General features: G+C 59.8%; 15 protein-coding genes. 9 read left to right on the forward strand and 6 right to left on the reverse strand.

Annotation, left to right across the window (positions count from 1 at the left end):
- From A3730_RS07220 to A3730_RS07240, 5 genes are all read left to right on the forward strand, one after another.
- Window positions 1-216 (forward strand): DUF489 family protein (locus A3730_RS07220; protein WP_156501040.1); only part of this gene is annotated, 216 nt, incomplete at its 5' end.
- 138 nt (window positions 217-354) lie between these two features.
- Window positions 355-1,725: an adenylosuccinate lyase gene (purB, locus tag A3730_RS07225; RefSeq protein ID WP_063519454.1), complete on the forward strand. Its 1,371-nt coding sequence runs from the start codon at window positions 355-357 to the stop codon at window positions 1,723-1,725.
- Window positions 1,725-2,873 carry a JmjC domain-containing protein gene (locus A3730_RS07230; RefSeq protein WP_063519453.1) on the forward strand — a complete coding sequence of 383 codons (1,149 nt, stop codon included), beginning with the start codon at window positions 1,725-1,727 and terminating at the stop codon, window positions 2,871-2,873. Before purB ends, A3730_RS07230 begins: the two co-directional genes overlap by 1 nt.
- A 10-nt stretch (window positions 2,874-2,883) precedes the next feature.
- Entirely contained in the window at window positions 2,884-3,309 is a 426-nt protein-coding gene (locus tag A3730_RS07235; protein WP_063519452.1) for a GNAT family N-acetyltransferase, read from the forward strand.
- Between the two features lie 3 nt (window positions 3,310-3,312).
- Entirely contained in the window at window positions 3,313-3,810 is a 498-nt protein-coding gene (locus A3730_RS07240) for a hypothetical protein (RefSeq protein ID WP_063519451.1), read from the forward strand.
- A gap of 205 nt (window positions 3,811-4,015) precedes the next feature.
- Here the strand turns inward: A3730_RS07240 and A3730_RS07245 are convergent, their stop codons facing one another.
- Window positions 4,016-4,693 (reverse strand): tRNA (guanosine(46)-N(7))-methyltransferase TrmB, encoded by a 678-nt coding sequence (locus tag A3730_RS07245; protein WP_063519450.1) that lies wholly within the window; start codon window positions 4,691-4,693, stop codon window positions 4,016-4,018.
- Between the two features lie 171 nt (window positions 4,694-4,864).
- On the opposite strand from A3730_RS07245, the gene A3730_RS07250 reads away from it, so the two are divergent.
- A complete protein-coding gene (locus A3730_RS07250) occupies window positions 4,865-5,629 on the forward strand; it encodes a hypothetical protein (protein WP_063519449.1) in 765 nt (254 codons plus the stop codon).
- A gap of 290 nt (window positions 5,630-5,919) precedes the next feature.
- Here the strand turns inward: A3730_RS07250 and A3730_RS07255 are convergent, their stop codons facing one another.
- From A3730_RS07255 to A3730_RS07275, 5 genes are all read right to left on the reverse strand, one after another.
- Window positions 5,920-8,079: a malate synthase G gene (locus A3730_RS07255; protein ID WP_063519448.1), complete on the reverse strand. Its 2,160-nt coding sequence runs from the start codon at window positions 8,077-8,079 to the stop codon at window positions 5,920-5,922.
- 231 nt (window positions 8,080-8,310) lie between these two features.
- Complete coding sequence (ttcA, locus tag A3730_RS07260) at window positions 8,311-9,168, reverse strand: tRNA 2-thiocytidine(32) synthetase TtcA (RefSeq protein WP_063519447.1); 858 nt, start codon at window positions 9,166-9,168, stop codon at window positions 8,311-8,313.
- On the reverse strand, window positions 9,168-9,965 hold the full coding sequence (locus tag A3730_RS07265; protein WP_063519446.1) for an SDR family oxidoreductase: 798 nt from the start codon (window positions 9,963-9,965) through the stop codon (window positions 9,168-9,170). Before A3730_RS07265 ends, ttcA begins: the two co-directional genes overlap by 1 nt.
- Before the next feature lie 119 nt (window positions 9,966-10,084).
- Window positions 10,085-11,284, reverse strand: coding sequence for an acyl-CoA dehydrogenase family protein (locus A3730_RS07270; RefSeq protein WP_063537806.1), 1,200 nt, complete (start codon window positions 11,282-11,284; stop codon window positions 10,085-10,087).
- A 9-nt stretch (window positions 11,285-11,293) separates the two neighbouring features.
- Entirely contained in the window at window positions 11,294-12,388 is a 1,095-nt protein-coding gene (locus A3730_RS07275; RefSeq protein ID WP_063520742.1) for an acyl-CoA dehydrogenase family protein, read from the reverse strand.
- A 214-nt stretch (window positions 12,389-12,602) separates the two neighbouring features.
- Here A3730_RS07275 and A3730_RS07280 point away from each other — a divergent pair, with 214 nt between their 5' ends.
- The 3 genes from A3730_RS07280 (at window position 12,603) to A3730_RS07290 (ending at window position 15,388) form a co-directional block, all read left to right on the forward strand.
- Entirely contained in the window at window positions 12,603-13,631 is a 1,029-nt protein-coding gene (locus A3730_RS07280; RefSeq protein WP_063520743.1) for a GGDEF domain-containing protein, read from the forward strand.
- A gap of 129 nt (window positions 13,632-13,760) precedes the next feature.
- On the forward strand, window positions 13,761-14,318 hold the full coding sequence (locus tag A3730_RS07285) for a YecA family protein (protein WP_231883887.1): 558 nt from the start codon (window positions 13,761-13,763) through the stop codon (window positions 14,316-14,318).
- A 209-nt stretch (window positions 14,319-14,527) separates the two neighbouring features.
- A complete protein-coding gene (locus A3730_RS07290; RefSeq protein ID WP_063537810.1) occupies window positions 14,528-15,388 on the forward strand; it encodes a DUF2914 domain-containing protein in 861 nt (286 codons plus the stop codon).
- The last annotated feature ends 236 nt before the right edge of the window (window positions 15,389-15,624 follow it).

The following is a 15,624-nucleotide window of genomic DNA, read 5'->3' on the forward strand; positions in this document are numbered from 1 at the left end:
GATACCCTGGGCACCTTTCGATTTCGCATTCAAGTCAAGGGCGACCCAGCCCATCTGCAGGACGACGACAAGGCCGCACGCATCCGCGCCCTGTTTCTGGCCGGGGTGCGCGCCGCCTTCCTTTGGCACCAGCTGGGCGGGCGTCGCTGGCACCTTCTGTTCCATCGAAAGCGCCTCCTTTCGCTCATTGAGTCCATTGATATCAGTGTCTTATAAGCGACTGTTAAAGCTATAAATAGATCAACTTTCAGCTGTCATCAACAGCGGCGCAGTTTGCGGAATTTTGCTGTATGATTGCGCCGCCTTTGGAATGTACGTGTACGTACCTACTTGGACGATATTCGGGAGCCTGACATGTCCAGCCTTACCTCTTTGACTGCCATTTCACCGGTAGACGGTCGTTACGCCAGCAAAGTCGATGCACTGCGCAACACCACCAGTGAATACGGCCTGATTCGCTTCCGCGTCCATGTGGAAGTCAGCTGGCTGGAACAGCTGGCCCATGACAAGAACATCCCGGAAGTCCCCTTGATGAGTGGCCAGGCTGCCTGGCACCTGCGCGGCGTCACCCGTGATTTCGAGGTCCAGCATGCCGAGCGCATCAAGGCCATCGAAGCCACCACCAACCACGACGTCAAAGCCGTGGAATATTTCATCAAGGAACAGATGGCGGAACACGACGAACTGGCCAGCATGAGCGAGTTCGTACACTTCGCCTGCACCAGCGAAGACATCAACAACCTGTCCTACTCGCTGATGCTCAAGGAAGCCCGTGAACTGCTGCTGCCCAAAATGGACCAGGTAATCAGCGCCATCCGCAAGCAGGCCCACGCCCAGGCCGACCAGCCCATGCTGTCGCGCACCCATGGCCAGTCCGCCTCCCCCACCACCGTGGGCAAGGAAATGGCCAACGTGGTCGCTCGCCTGCAACGCCAGCGTGACCAGTTCGCCGCGGTGGAACTGCTCGGCAAGATCAACGGTGCAGTGGGCAACTACAACGCCCACCTGTCCGCTTACCCGGACGTGGACTGGGAAGCCTTTGCACGCCGCTTTGTGGAAGGCCTGGGGCTTACCTTCAACCCTTTCACCACCCAGATCGAACCCCACGACTGCATTGCCGAGTACTTCCACGCCCTGATGCGCTTCAACACCATCCTGCTGGACTTCGATCGTGACGTCTGGGGCTACATCTCCCTGGGTTACTTCAAGCAGCGCACCGTGGAAGGCGAAGTGGGCTCCTCCACCATGCCGCACAAGGTCAACCCCATCGACTTCGAGAACTCCGAAGGCAACCTGGGTCTGGCCAACGCCATCATGGATCACCTGGCCGCCAAGCTGCCCATGTCCCGCTGGCAGCGCGACCTGACCGACTCCACCGTGCTGCGTAACGTGGGCGTGGGCCTGGCGCACAGCCTGATTGCCTTTGAAGCCAGCCTGAAAGGCATCGGCAAACTGGAAGTAAACCCGGCCCGCCTGGACGAAGACCTGGATGCCGCCTGGGAGGTGCTGGCCGAACCCATCCAGACGGTGATGCGCCGGTATGGAATCGAGAAGCCCTACGAGAAACTCAAGGCGCTGACCCGCGGCAAGGACGGCATCAATCAGGACACCCTGACCGCCTTCATCAATGATCTGGCGATCCCCGATGAAGCCAAGGAAATCCTGCTGGCCATGACCCCGGCCACCTATGTGGGCAATGCCGCCCAGCAAGCCCGCAGCATCTGATGCCCTCAGCGCCCCAGCTGCCTGCCTTGACGCTGCCGCGCTTCATTCTCCCCATGAAGCCGGCAGCGTTTTTGCGTGAGCATTGGCAGAAAAAGCCCCTGTTCATGCCCGGCGCCGCCCATGGGCTGGACCAGCCTGACGCCGACACCCTGGCCGGTCTGGCACTGGAAGAGTCCGTGGAGGCACGCATCATCACCGGCGCCGGCAACGGCCCCTGGTCAGTGTTGCAAAGCCCCCTCGCTGACGATGTCTTCGAAACCCTGGGCGAGGAAAACTGGACGTTACTGGTCCAATCTGTGGATCACTTCCTCACTGAAACCTCGCTGCTGCTGGACGACTTTGCCTTCCTGCCCAACTGGCGGGTGGAAGACATCATGATCAGCTATGCCGCCAAAGGGGGCAGTGTCGGCCCACACTTCGACCGTTATGACGTCTTCCTGATTCAGGCCGCCGGCCGCCGTCGCTGGCAGATCGGCGACGTCTGTGACGAGAGCACGCCCCGCCAGCCCACCGATGAGCTGAAACTGCTGGCCGACATGCCCGCGCGCGAAGAGTTCGTCGCCGGCCCCGGCGACGTGCTCTACCTGCCCCCCGGCGTAGCCCACCACGGCGTTGCCGAAGACAGCGACTGCATTACCTGGTCGGTGGGCTTTCGCGCCCCGGACTACCAGATGCTGATGGCCGAAATCGCCGGCGAATGCCTGGCCGAATCCGACAGCCAGCTGTTCACCGATCCGGGCCGGGATGTCACGTCTGACCCCGCCGTACTGGCCGATGCAGACCGTCAACAACTGATTCGCGGCGCCCTGGACCTGCTCCAGCCTGACGCCATCGAACGCGCAGTTTATCGCTGGCTATCCACCCCCCGGCTGGATGGCCTTGAATTTGCGGTAGATGATCACCATATTCGCGAACGCGATGACAAAGTGGCCCTGGTTCGCCACGGCAGTGTGCGCCTGCTCATGCAGGGCAAACTGGCCTGGCTCAACGGAGACAGCCACACGCTAACAGAACAACAACGCCCGCTGGTGCAGCTATTGGCCAGCAAAAGACGCTACCAAGAAAGCGAGCTGGACGCCGTCATGACGCCCACCGCAAGAGAATTGCTCCATGAATGGATTGAACAGGGCTACTTCGCCCCACTATAACGAGACCCCTATGGCTATCAGCATTATCGAAACCCGTTGGGACGAACACGAAGCCGCCCTGCGAGCCCTCCGCCAGAAGGTCTTCATCAACGAACAGCATGTTCCCGAAGAGCTGGAATGGGATGGTGAAGACAGCGCCGCCATTCACTTTCTCGCGCTGGACGCCGAACAGCAGCCCGTGGGTTGTATTCGCCTGCTGCCCACCGGCCAGATCAGCCGCCTGTGTGTGCTTTCCGAACAGCGCAACAATGGTGTCGGCAGCTCGCTGCTGGTCGCCGCTGAAGAAACCGCCCGAGCCAATGGCATGGAAGAGATCTTCCTGCACGCCCAGACCCACGCCACCAGCTTCTACGAAGCCGCAGGTTTCTCCGTGTCCGGCGGCATTTTCATGGATGCCAATATCCCCCACCGGCAGATGTTCAAGCCGCTGATCTAGCCCATGCAGCTGGTCATTGGCGACGACGACACCCTGCACCACCCGGAACGTCATCACGCCGGCCTCGCGCTGGCCACGCTGATCGGCGCCAGCCGCCGCAGCCTCTGGCTGCGGGTTCCCACGCTGGATGCGCTCACCGACAACGCCGAGGTGTGCAGCGCCATCAAGCGCCTTGCCCTGAGCAGTGCCCGGGTCGATATCCGCATTCTGTTTGATAGTGCGGACAATGCCGTGCGCACCGGCCACCGGCTAATTCATCTGTCTCGCCGCCTGCCCTCACGGATCATCCTCCGCCAGACCCAGCAAGATGACAGCGATGCCCAGCTGTGCTTCGCCATTGCCGATGGCACTGGCCTGTTTGAAGCCAGCGGCTGGCCGCGCCCCGGACGACTGGATCTGTGTGGACACCGACTACCGCGTGCGCCGCGGCTGGGCAAACAGTTTCAGGAGCATTGGGAACGGGCCGGCGGATCACCGGAGCTGCGTGAGCTTAGGCTTTGAATGTCGGATTACGGCTACGCCTAATACGACCTACTTGGCTGAGGCTTTGAAGCCGGGCACAAAATCGGTCGCTTTGCGATGAGTGAACCGCTTGGGTGTCGGATTACGCCCTTCGGACTCTCTGTGCCCCTAGGTAAACACGATCTACAAAAATTGACCTTTCAAGTAGGTCGAATTAGCCCGAAGGGCGTAATCCGACAATCTTTCAATCCACGATCAAACTGGCGGTCAACTGCCAGATCGCCTGGCCGCTGGCCAGATACTTTTCCTCGAAATCCGTAGCGGCCTCTCCCTCTACCGCTAACGGCGCCAGCACCGCATCAATCCCACTGATTGCCAGGGCCACCTGCACTTCCTCAAGATACACCGCCCAGTTGCTGCGCAATTCCAGCTCACCGCCCAGCGTCAGCACAGAAGGCCACACGGGATGTCCCTGCCAGCGCCGTTTCAGGTGGGCACTTTTTGGCCAGGGGTTCGGGTATAGAATCTGATGCCGGGCAAGTTGCCACTCGGCCTGCTCCATCAGGCGCCATAACCCGGTGCAATCCGCGCGCAGAAACAGCAGATTGTCCGGTGGCTGCAGCCAACGGCGCCCACCCCGCTCCAGCCGGTTGGCCGACTGATCCACACCGATCACCAGGGCATCCGGATTCGCGTGAGCCAACAGAACAGAAGAACGGCCCGTGCCACAGCCGGAATCCAGCATCAGCGGGCGATCTTCCCCTTGCTCATCGCGCCAAGCCCGGGCCTGCTCAAAGGCGCTACGATCGTGGTCGGCTATGGGGGCCCGCCAGACCGAAGCGAGGTGCCGGCGCACCACCTTTTCCAGATCAACATGGACACCCGACTGGTTCGAGCTGACCGCACGGCTATTGGCAAACATGGCATTCCTGACTGGCGAAGCGACTGACGGGACGCACATTGTAGGCATGGTGGGCGCCAGCGCCAGCCCCTGGCAAAATTTGGCGCCACCGCCCTACTGGCGAGCCGCTGCGGGCAGCGCTACTGTAGAGAGAGTCGGAACCCTGCAACCACCGACCTCTGCGAGGACCCCATGCGCCTGTGCCTGACACTGCTTGTCATCATGCTTGCCCTTCCCGGCCTGTCTGCGGCTGACGATATGAGCATCCATGTGCTGGAGCGTCCGGACGCTCCCGCCCTGGTGCCTGTCATTGAGCCATTATTGCCGGCTGGCGGCTCCGTTCGCGCCTATCGCGGCAAGCTGATTGTGCGTACCACCGACGCCAGCATGCAGGAGCTGCAAAGCGTCCTCGGCGGCCTGGAAGCCACCCCCTCAACCCTGATCGTGCACCTGCGACGCCAACAAGGCAGCAGCAGCCGACAAAGCGGCATCGATACCAATGTCCGGGGCCGAATCGAATCCGGCCGGGCACCGGTGATTCAGGGCGAGGTGCGCATCGGCCAGCAGAACCAGCAACAACAGCGCCAGGATCACTACCAGATTCGCACCCTCAGCGGTTACCCCGCCAATGTAAGCCAGGGCACCCTGGTCGCGCTCAGTGGTGGCTATTACGGCACCACCTTCGCACAGCTGGATCAGGGGATTCAGGTAACGCCACAGCTAACCCCGGACGGCAGCGTGGTACTGCAGATCAGCCAGCGCTTTGATCAACCGGCCAGCCACAACAGCGCCCGCACCCAGCACAGCGCCACCACCTTGCGGGTCACGCCGGGCCGCTGGCAGCCCATGGGCAGCATCACCGTGACACAGAGTGGAAGCCGTCAGAGCATTGGAAGCTATCAAAACCAGCAACAAAGCATGACTTTGCCGCTGGAGGTGATGGTGGAGAAGGAGTAGCACCACGCAACACGCGGTGACGCAGAAGCGCCGCAGGCGGCGCGATAAACCTGATTGCAAGTAACGAGTAACGAGTGACGAGTGACGAGTGACGAGTGACGAGCAGCGAAAATCGTCGGGCTTCCCCATGGTTTGGGGTTTGCCTTTCGAAACTCGTTTCTCGCACCTCGACACTCTGGCTATCGCGCCACCACAGCGGCTTCGCAGAAAGCCCGGGGGGGATTAGGAGTCGCCGCCCTACAACCAAAAAAGCCCCGACTAGCGGGGCTTTTTCTGTGTGCTCGAAAGCCTTACTTGGCTTTCAACTCACGGCGACGACGGTGCAGAACCGGCTCGGTGTAGCCGCTTGGCTGTGCACAGCCTTCGAATACCAGCTCACAGGCCGCCTGGAAGGCAACGGAGCCGTCGAAGTCCTTGGCCATGGGCACGTAGTCCGGGTCGTTGGCGTTCTGACGATCCACCACTTCCGCCATGCGCTTCATGGTTTCCAGTACCTGCTCTTTGCTGCAGATGCCGTGGTGCAGCCAGTTGGCCACGTGCTGGCTGGAGATCCGCAGGGTCGCGCGGTCTTCCATCAGCCCCACATCCTTGATGTCCGGCACCTTGGAGCAACCCACGCCACTATCAATCCAGCGCACCACGTAACCCAGCATACCCTGGGCGTTGTTATCCAGCTCCTGCTGGATTTCTTCGGCGGTCAGTTCGCGGGTCAGCAACGGGATGGTGAGGATGTCGTCCAGGGACGCACGGGTGCGGCTGGCCAGCTTTTCCTGAACCTCTGCCACGTTGATTTCATGGTAATGGGTCACGTGCAGCGTGGCTGCAGTGGGTGACGGTACCCAGGCACAGTTGGCACCGGCTTTCGGGTGACCGGCCTTGTTGGCCATCATCTGCGCCATTTCGTCGGGCATGGCCCACATGCCTTTACCGATCTGGGCGTGACCTTTCAGGCCGCATTCCAGGCCAATGTCCACGTTCCAGTCTTCGTAGGCGCCGATCCACGGCAGGGCTTTCATTTCACCCTTGGGTGCCATGGGGCCGGCTTCCATGGAGGTGTGCATTTCGTCACCGGTGCGATCCAGGAAACCGGTGTTGATGAAGATGACACGCTCCTTGGCCTGACGGATACACTCCTTCAGGTTCACCGTGGTGCGACGCTCTTCATCCATAATGCCAATTTTCAAGGTGTTAGCAGCCAAACCTAATGCTTTTTCTACACGCTCGAACAGCTCAACCGCAAAGGCCACTTCTTCCGGGCCGTGCATTTTCGGCTTCACGATATAGACGGAACCGGTGCGGCTGTTGCTCAGCTTGTTGATGTTCTTCAGGTCATGCATGGCGGCCAGCACGGTCACCATGCCATCCATGATCCCTTCCGGGGTTTCTTCCCCGTTATGCAGGATCGCCGGGTTGGTCATCAGGTGACCCACGTTACGGACCAACAGCAGTGAACGACCATGCAAAGTCAGGGAAGAGCCGTCCAGCGCGGTGTATTCACGGTCCGCGTTCATGGAGCGGGTCATGGTCTTGCCGCCTTTCTGGAAGCTTTCTTCCAGGTCGCCTTTCATCAAACCGGCCCAGTTGCGGTACACCTCGACCTTGTCTTCCGCGTCAACGGCGGCAACGGAATCTTCGCAATCCTGGATGGTGGTGATGGCGGATTCCAGCAGCACGTCTTTCATGTTGGCCGCATCGTCAGCCCCGATCGGGTGGCTGGCGTCGAACTGGATTTCCGCGTGCAGGTTGTTGTGCTTCACCAGCACACCAGTGGGTGCGGCGGCATCGCCCAGGTAACCCTGCAGCTGGGATTCGTCTTTCAGGCCGGTTTTTTCTGAACCCAGGGACACAACCAGCTTGCCGTCTTCGATGGCGTAACCAGTGCTGTCCTTATGGGAGCCGCTGGCCAGCGGGAAATAGTTGTCCAGGAAGTCACGGGCCCAGGCAATCACCTTGGCGCCGCGCTTCGGGTTGTAGGCGCCGCCTTTTTCGGCACCGCCTTCGTCGGAGATTACGTCGGTGCCGTAGAGGGCATCGTACAGGCTGCCCCAGCGGGCGTTGGCCGCGTTCAGGGCAAAGCGCGCGTTCTTCACCGGCACCACCAGCTGCGGGCCGGCGATGGTGGCAATTTCGGCATCCACGTTTTCAGTGGTGACGTTGAAGTCTTCGCCTTCGGGCAGCAGATAACCGATATCAGTCAGGAACTGCTTGTACTCAGCCATGTCGATGGCCTGCCCCGCACGGGCCTTGTGCCAGGCGTCGATCTGCTTCTGCAGGTCGTCGCGCTTGACCAGCAGCGCCTTGTTCTTGGGGGCCAGGTCATTGAGGATGCTTTCCAGCTCGGCCCAGAAGTGTTCCGGGTCGACGCCGGTACCCGGCGCAATCTCATTGACTACCAGATCATGGAGTTCGGCGGCGATTTCCAGGCCACCCTTCTGAATACGATCGGTCATGGTGCTCCTACCCTTCTGGTCGAGAGAATCTTGGTTAATCGGGACGTTCGGGGAAAATCCGGCAACCGGTCGGCATCAACACGCCGCCGTCTGGATTATCGCGAAACCCCGGGGAAACGGTTCAAGGCGCGTAAAGACGGGCGCCCCGAAATAAGGCGACGGCATTTTACCGGAAACGGCGCCGTGAATCATGTTTAGCGGTAAACAAACTCGAGACTGCTGTTTTTTTGATCAGGCGAACAGGTTAACCACATCCAGACGGTGAGCTTGCTCACCGCCCTGCTGCTGGCCCTGCTCCAGATTTTCAAAGTCGAACAGGCGGGTGTCTGCCAGCTGGGAGGGAGCAATGTTCTGTACCGCAGCAAAGATATTTTCAATGCGCCCCGGCTGTTGCTTGTCCCATTGCTGCAACATGTCCTTGATCACCTGGCGCTGCAGGTTCTTCTGGGAACCGCAGAGGTTGCAGGGAATAATCGGGTACTCTTTCAGGGCGGAAAACTCGATGATGTCCTTTTCACGGCAATAAGCCAGCGGGCGAATCACCACATTGCGGTTGTCATCGCTGCGCAGCTTGGGGGGCATGGCCTTCATCTTGCCGCCGTAGAACATGTTCAGGAACAGGGTTTCGACGATGTCATCCCGGTGGTGGCCAAGGGCAATCTTGTTGGCACCGATTTCCTCGGCAAACCCGTACAGGCTGCCCCGGCGCAGGCGTGAACACAGGCCGCAGGTGGTCTTGCCCTCCGGCACCTTCTCCTTGACGATGGAATAGGTGTCCTTTTCCAGAATGTGGTACGCCACGCCTTCCTTTTCCAGGTACTCGGGCAGGATGTGCTCCGGGAACCCGGGTTGTTTCTGGTCCAGATTCACCGCTACCAGCTCGAAATTCACCGGCGCGGAGTGCTGAAGATTGCGCAGAATCTCCAGCATGGTGTAGGAATCCTTGCCGCCGGACAGACACACCATCACCTTGTCACCCTCACTGATCATGTTGAAATCAGCAATGGCGCGGCCCGTTTCCCGCCGCAGTTTCTTCTGCAGCTTGTTAAGACGGGTACGTTTCTTGGTATCGGTGTTGTCCTGTGACATCAGGTGACCTTCATTTTGCGGATCAGTCTACGGTACAGCGAGGGAGCCCAGCGTTTCAGGTAGATGCCCGCCCCTTCGCGGCCGGCGATGATAACCTGATCACGGCCCCGCTGCACGGCCTCTACCAGCCGTTTGGCGCATTCTTCCGGGGCCATGGCGGTCTGCTGGGCAGCATCCATGGTGCCCTGGCGAGAGCCATCCGCGGTGAGCGCATTGATCGACACCTGGGTGCGAATAAAGCCGGGCATCACCAGCGTCACGCGGATGCCCTGATCATACTCTTCCGCCCGCAGGGACTCGAAGAAGCCATGCAAGGCGTGCTTGCTGGCGCTGTAGGCGCTACGCAGCGGCGTTGGCAGCTCCCCCACCAGGGAGGTAATCACCACAAAACGTCCACCCCCTTGCTCTTTCAGCCAGGGAAGCACGGCCTTGGTCAGCGCCACGGTGCCGAAGAAATTCACCTCCATGATCTGGCGATCCACGGACAGATCCGTGTCGGCCACCAGTGAGCGCTGGGAAATCCCGCCATTGTGCACCACTTGATCCAGTCGCCCGCAGGCCTGCCTGACCCGCTCCACGGCTGGCGCCATGGCCTCACTCTGGCCAAGGTCCAGCGGCAGCACTACGTGCTCTTCGCTGTTCACCAGCCCGCCACACACTCGCTCCAGCTCTTCTTGCCGGCGAGCGGACAGCACCAGCCTGGCGCCACGGCGGGCATATTCCTTCGCCAGCGCTTCACCAATCCCGGAGGATGCCCCGGTAATCCAGACGACCCTGCCAGCCAGCGACTCAGACATAGAATTTCCCTCGAACCATGACAATGGCCAAGCTTAATGCCCCAACCCAAAAACAAAAAGCGCGGCCAGGCCGCGCTCTTCTTTTTTCGCTTGTAGCTCGTAGCTCGTAGCTATTTTTCCTATTTCAGCTCTTTGGACGACAGCCCAAGCAGGTGCCTTGCCACGATCAGCTGCTGGATCTGCTGTGTGCCTTCAAAGATATCGATGATCTTTGAATCGCGGGCCAGTTTTTCCAACAGGGTGCGCTCTGAATAGCCCAGCTCACCACACAACGCCACACACTTTAGGGTCACATCGTTCCCCATGCGCCCCGCCTTGGCTTTACACATGGAAGCTTCACGGGAATTGGGCTGGCCATTGTCGGCCATCCAGGCGGCCTTCAGCGTCATCAGGCGGGCCGCTTCCAGGTCCGCTTCCAGCCGGTAGAGCTCCAGTTCGCGGGCTGTCGAGTTATAAGGTAGTTTCGAGAAATCCGCCTCAAGCCCTTCTTTTTCAAACACTTCACGGGTTATTTCCAGCGCCGCACGCGCCACGCCCAAGGCCATGGCAGCCACTTGGGGGCGAGTGTTGTCGAACGTCTGCATCACTCCGCCAAAGGCTTTTTTACGCGCCTCCTCGGTATCTCCCACCTCGGCGGAACCGAGAATATGATCCTTGGGAATCCGGCAATTATTGAACGCCAACGCGGCGGTATCCGACACCCGCAGGCCCATCTTGTCTTCCACACGCACCAGCTGCACGCCAGGATTATCACGGGGCACGATAAAAGACTTGATCGCCGCCTTGCCCAGGGTTTTGTCCAGCGTGGCCCAAACGACAATGGCATCGCAGCGCTGACCGGCGGTGCAGTAGATTTTCTCGCCGTTAAGCACCCATTCATCCCCATCGGCCACCGCAGTGGTCGCAACCGCAGCGGAATCGGAGCCCGCGCCCGGCTCGGTAATCGCCATGGCGCAGTACAGTTTGCCGTATTTTTCCTTCTGCTCCGGGGTGCCCACCGCCATGATCGCAGCATTGCCAAGCCCGCTGGCGCCAGGGATCGACAGCATCAGCCCCACATCTCCCCAGCACATGGCTTCTACGCCCATGATGCCCATCATGTTGCTGCCATTTTTGATGCCGTCGCTCCCCCCGTCTTTCTTGCCTCCAGCACGGGGCATGGCCGCCATCATCTGCGCAACCGGCTTGAGCTCTTCAGGCGTATCACAGTGTTCAATAGCGTCGTACTTGCGCGCGATGGGACGAAAAACGCCGCTGGCCAATTGCTGCGCCATTTTCTGGGTTTGTGTGAGCTTTTCCGGCAATTCCAGATTAATCATGTTCTTCTCCTACACCATCAGGCTGCCGTGAAGCACGGCAATGCTGCGCAAGTTCCGGTACCACATTTCCAGCGGGTAATCGCGAACGAAGCCCGCTCCACCAAACAGCTGGATGCCGTTGGTGCCGATTTCCATGGCCTTCTCCATGCACAACAGCTGCGCCAGATAGGCCTCCTTGTGGAAATCCAGGCCCTGGTCGGCCCGGCTGGCGGCACGTAGCATCATCAGCCGCATCCCTTCGATCTCGATGGCCATGTTAGCCACCATGAATGCCACGGACTGGCGCCAGGCAATGGGCTCGCCAAAGGCCTTGCGTTCATTCACGTAGGGGATCGCGTATTCCATCACTGCCTGACAGCAGCCCACCGCCAGCGCGCACTGGCCGATGCGGGACAGGCCCAGCAGCCGGTCCAGATCGAAATGGGCCAACCGGTCGGCCTCGGGCACGGTCACTGATTCCAACGTCAGCGTGGCCGGTTCTGCACTGCGCAGCCCCATATACGCCTCGGCCTGAATGGTCAGGCCGGCCGCGTCTTTCGGAACGATAAAGGCGGATACCTCTCCCTTTTCCGCCGCCACCACTACAAACCACTCACATTGCTCGGCCAACGGCACCAGGCTCTTCACTCCATTGAGCACCACTTGCCCGTTTGCAGTTTGTGCCGTGGTAGCGGGAGAGGAAGGCTCGAAAGTGGCGCGCGGCTCCGTCAGCGCGATAGCCGCACCGGTAAAGGTTTCCGTGGCCATGGCAGGCAACCAGCGTTCCTGCTGCTCGTCGCTACCGAAATCCACCAGGGCGTTGACGGCAGCCATGGGCTGCAAGGCAGCCAGGGTATGAGAAATATCCCCCTCGGCCAGATCTTCCACTGCCAGCGCGTTGGAGAGCGGCGAACGTGGCATGCCCACACCGCCCAGAGCTTCCGGCATGGGCATCAACGCCAGGCCAAAACCGGCGATGCTGTTTAACAGTTCACCATTCGCCTTTGCTGCGTCATCCGCTGCGCGCGATTGCGGAAACAGGGAATCACGCACCATCTTGCGCATTCCTTCACGGGTCATGCGCTGTTCTTCGGTTAATGTCAGGTCAAAAAGCGGTGTGGACATACAAGGGCCTCATCCCGGCAAGCAAACGATTGTTTGAACAACAGTTTGTCACTGGCTGTCTACCACCGACAATGACAGGTCTGTGACCCCGGACGATAAAAACGGTAAAGTTGACTAAAAATACAACAATCATTCGGCTAGGCGCCTGTTGCCCGTGTTAACACTGATACCCAAAGATCCCCCGGAGCGCGCGGTCCGGTTAAAACGCCAAGTCATGGCGATCTATTCCTATTGTTTATTGTGGGCAGGCACCTTCATTGGTGTGGAACTCACCGCTTTTGAACCCAACACACCGCACCTGACCTTCTTCGCGGTGGTCTTTGCCATCAACGGGCTGTTCTATCTGCTTATTCGCAGTGGCGTCAGCGACCGCTTTGGCGATCCCAGCCTGACCATCCTGCAAATGGCCGTGGGCATCCTGCTGACCACCACTATTCTGCATTACTCCCGCGAACTGCGCGGCGCCATGCTGAGCATCTACTTTATGGTCATGACCTTTGGGGTGTTCGCACTGGACCGCCGACGCATGCTGCTGATGGCGGCCTTCACCCTGCTTTGCTTCAGCGGGTTACAGATCTATGAATGGATAAACGCTCCCCAACAGGCGATTTTCTCCTACCTGATCGGGCACTGGATCATCCTGACCCTGGGTCTGGGCTGGTTTATCTATATGGGTGGGTATATCCACAACCTGCAATTGCGGGTACGAGAACAACGCGAACGACTGCGCGAAGCCCACGACCGCCTCAGTGCCATTGCCGTGCGCGACGACCTGACCGGACTCTACAACCGCCGTCATTTTCTGGAACGGCTGGAAGAGGAAATGTCCCGCGCCGCGCGGGAGAACAGCCCCCTGCACCTGGCCATTCTTGATCTGGACCACTTCAAGCAAGTCAACGATACCTACGGCCACCACGCCGGAGACGAAGTGCTGCATCGCTTTGCACAACTGGCTTCCCAGGGATTACGCAAGTCTGACCTGTTGGCCCGCTATGGCGGGGAGGAATTCGTGGTGTTGTTCCCCCACACCAGCACCCAGGCCTGCCTGGCCGCACTGGAGCGCTTGCGCCGCCAGTTCTCACAACAACACTATTCCTTCACAGCAAACCTGAGCAGCGAATTTTCCGCCGGGCTCACCCATTACCAACCCGGCGAAAGCGCTGAGCAATTTATCAAACGTGCGGACAGCGCCCTCTACGAAGCCAAGGACCTGGGCAGAAACCGCATCGAGTTAGCCAGCTAGCATCCTGCCATCGGCTCGCGGAGAGCCCGCTGTGCCGGGCACAAATCCGGCATTCGACAGGCAAACGCAACAGGACGGTGGAGGCCCGGCGCGTCTATCGGTATGCTTGCTCGCCACCGGGAGAAAAGCATGTCAGAGATTACCAATCCAAGCCTGAAGAACACCGTCCGCCAGCATTTCGCCAGCCTGGGCGAAGACGCACCCACCTGGACGGAAATTCACGGCATGCTGTGCGCCCTGGCCGCTGGCCCGCACGAAGCCGGAGAAACGCCCCCGGTGGATTACGCCCATGAGCTGGACATGCCGGTTCCAGACGACGTGGCCGCAGCACTCGACCAGCTGCGCCAGCGCCTGGTTACCCAACTGCTCGGTGGCGAAACGGTGAACCTGCCTTGCCTGCTCGACCCCTACCAGGAAGAAGATGGCCAGGATCTGGCAAGCTGGTGTGCCGGCTTTATGACCGGCGTGTTCGTGAATGAACCGCTTTGGTATGAAAACGACGAAGAAACCATCGTTAATCTGCTGTTGCCCTTTATCCTGATTTCCGGCCTTGATGAAGACGAAGAACTGGATGCCCTGTGGGACAACACCCAGGTCGTCCGGCAGATGGCCCTGGGTATCCCGGAACTGATCGAAGAGCTGTTTCTTTGCTTTCATGGCCCGGATGAAGGTGGCGAACCGGCCTGATCCGGGACCGAATTCAGCGGCGCCCGGTGTTCCCGCTTGGCGCCATTTCTCCCTTTGCCACTGGCCCTTCCCTTAAGCCCACTGATCACACCGTCAGGCGTAACGTGACCCAGTTCCACGCCCTTGCCAGAGCAACGCTCTAGTCTTGCAAATTAAACCACCGAGACAAAAAACAGGTGGCACCGGACAATAATGATCAGGGGGAACGCGTGCGCGTCATAGTTTTGGCCAGCCTGCTGGCGCCGGTACTGGCATCCGCCCAAACAGAATCCCGGCCGGCCTGCCCGACACTGGCCCGGGCCAGCTTCACTTCGGCCGTTGAGAACCGCGAACCTACTGATGACATCAGCCAGGCGCCTGTCGATACGGCCGAGCTGTTTTTTTATACCGAAGTCCACGATGGCAGCGATCAGACGCTATACCATCACTGGTCGCTCAATGGTGAACCCTTTGTCGATGTGACCCTGGAAATTGGTTCCGATTTCTGGCGTACCTGGTCATCAAAAACCCTGACCGGCCTGGGCATGAAAGCCGGTGACACCTGGGCGGTATCCGTCACCGGCGCACAAGGCTGCGAGCTGGGGCAGTGGCAGGTGTCGCTGACAACCTCCGGCAAGGCAACCGCCGTTCCTGAAACCCGGAACACGCCTGCAGCCGCGACTGAACGGAAGCGCTCACCGGCTCAAAACAACACCGGCAATCCAGGCCATGACGACACAGCCCCCGTGGATTTGAGCGCCAATTTCATGGCGATCGAAGAGCTGCTCAATCTCGGTGATACCCGGGGAGCGCGCTCTGCCATCAAGCGTGCCCGCGCCCTTACCGGTAATGCGCAGCAGCTGGCCGAGCTGGATCAGATGGACAAGGACAACCAGGCATTTGCCGAACTGAATCAGCTGATCCGTCAACGGGACATCCCTGCCGCCCGGCAGAAATTGCAGGAACTGATGGTTTCCGTGCCCGCAGAAAGCCCGGTTTACCCTGCCCTGCAAGGCCGCCACAAACTGCTGGACCAGCTTAATGAGATGAACCGCGGAAGCGCCGCCCTGCAGGCCGCGTCGGCGCCCTAGGGAACCTCTGAAAAACTCCTTGCATGCTCAGCGTGGCCTGAAGCGTGCAGCTGTTGCGTCTTGTCTTGATGGTCAGGGTGGTTCCCTTTCCGAGAGGCAAGGCGCAGCAGATGTGCGCTTCAGGCCACGCCCTTCGGGTCATTCAGGCTGGCCCGCACTCGTTGTTGCGTTTTTTCGATGGATGGACATATCTCGATCCCAGTTAGGGGACACCTTCAAAAGCGCGCCTAGATTGC

This window comes from Alcanivorax sp. HI0044, from assembly GCF_001634945.1.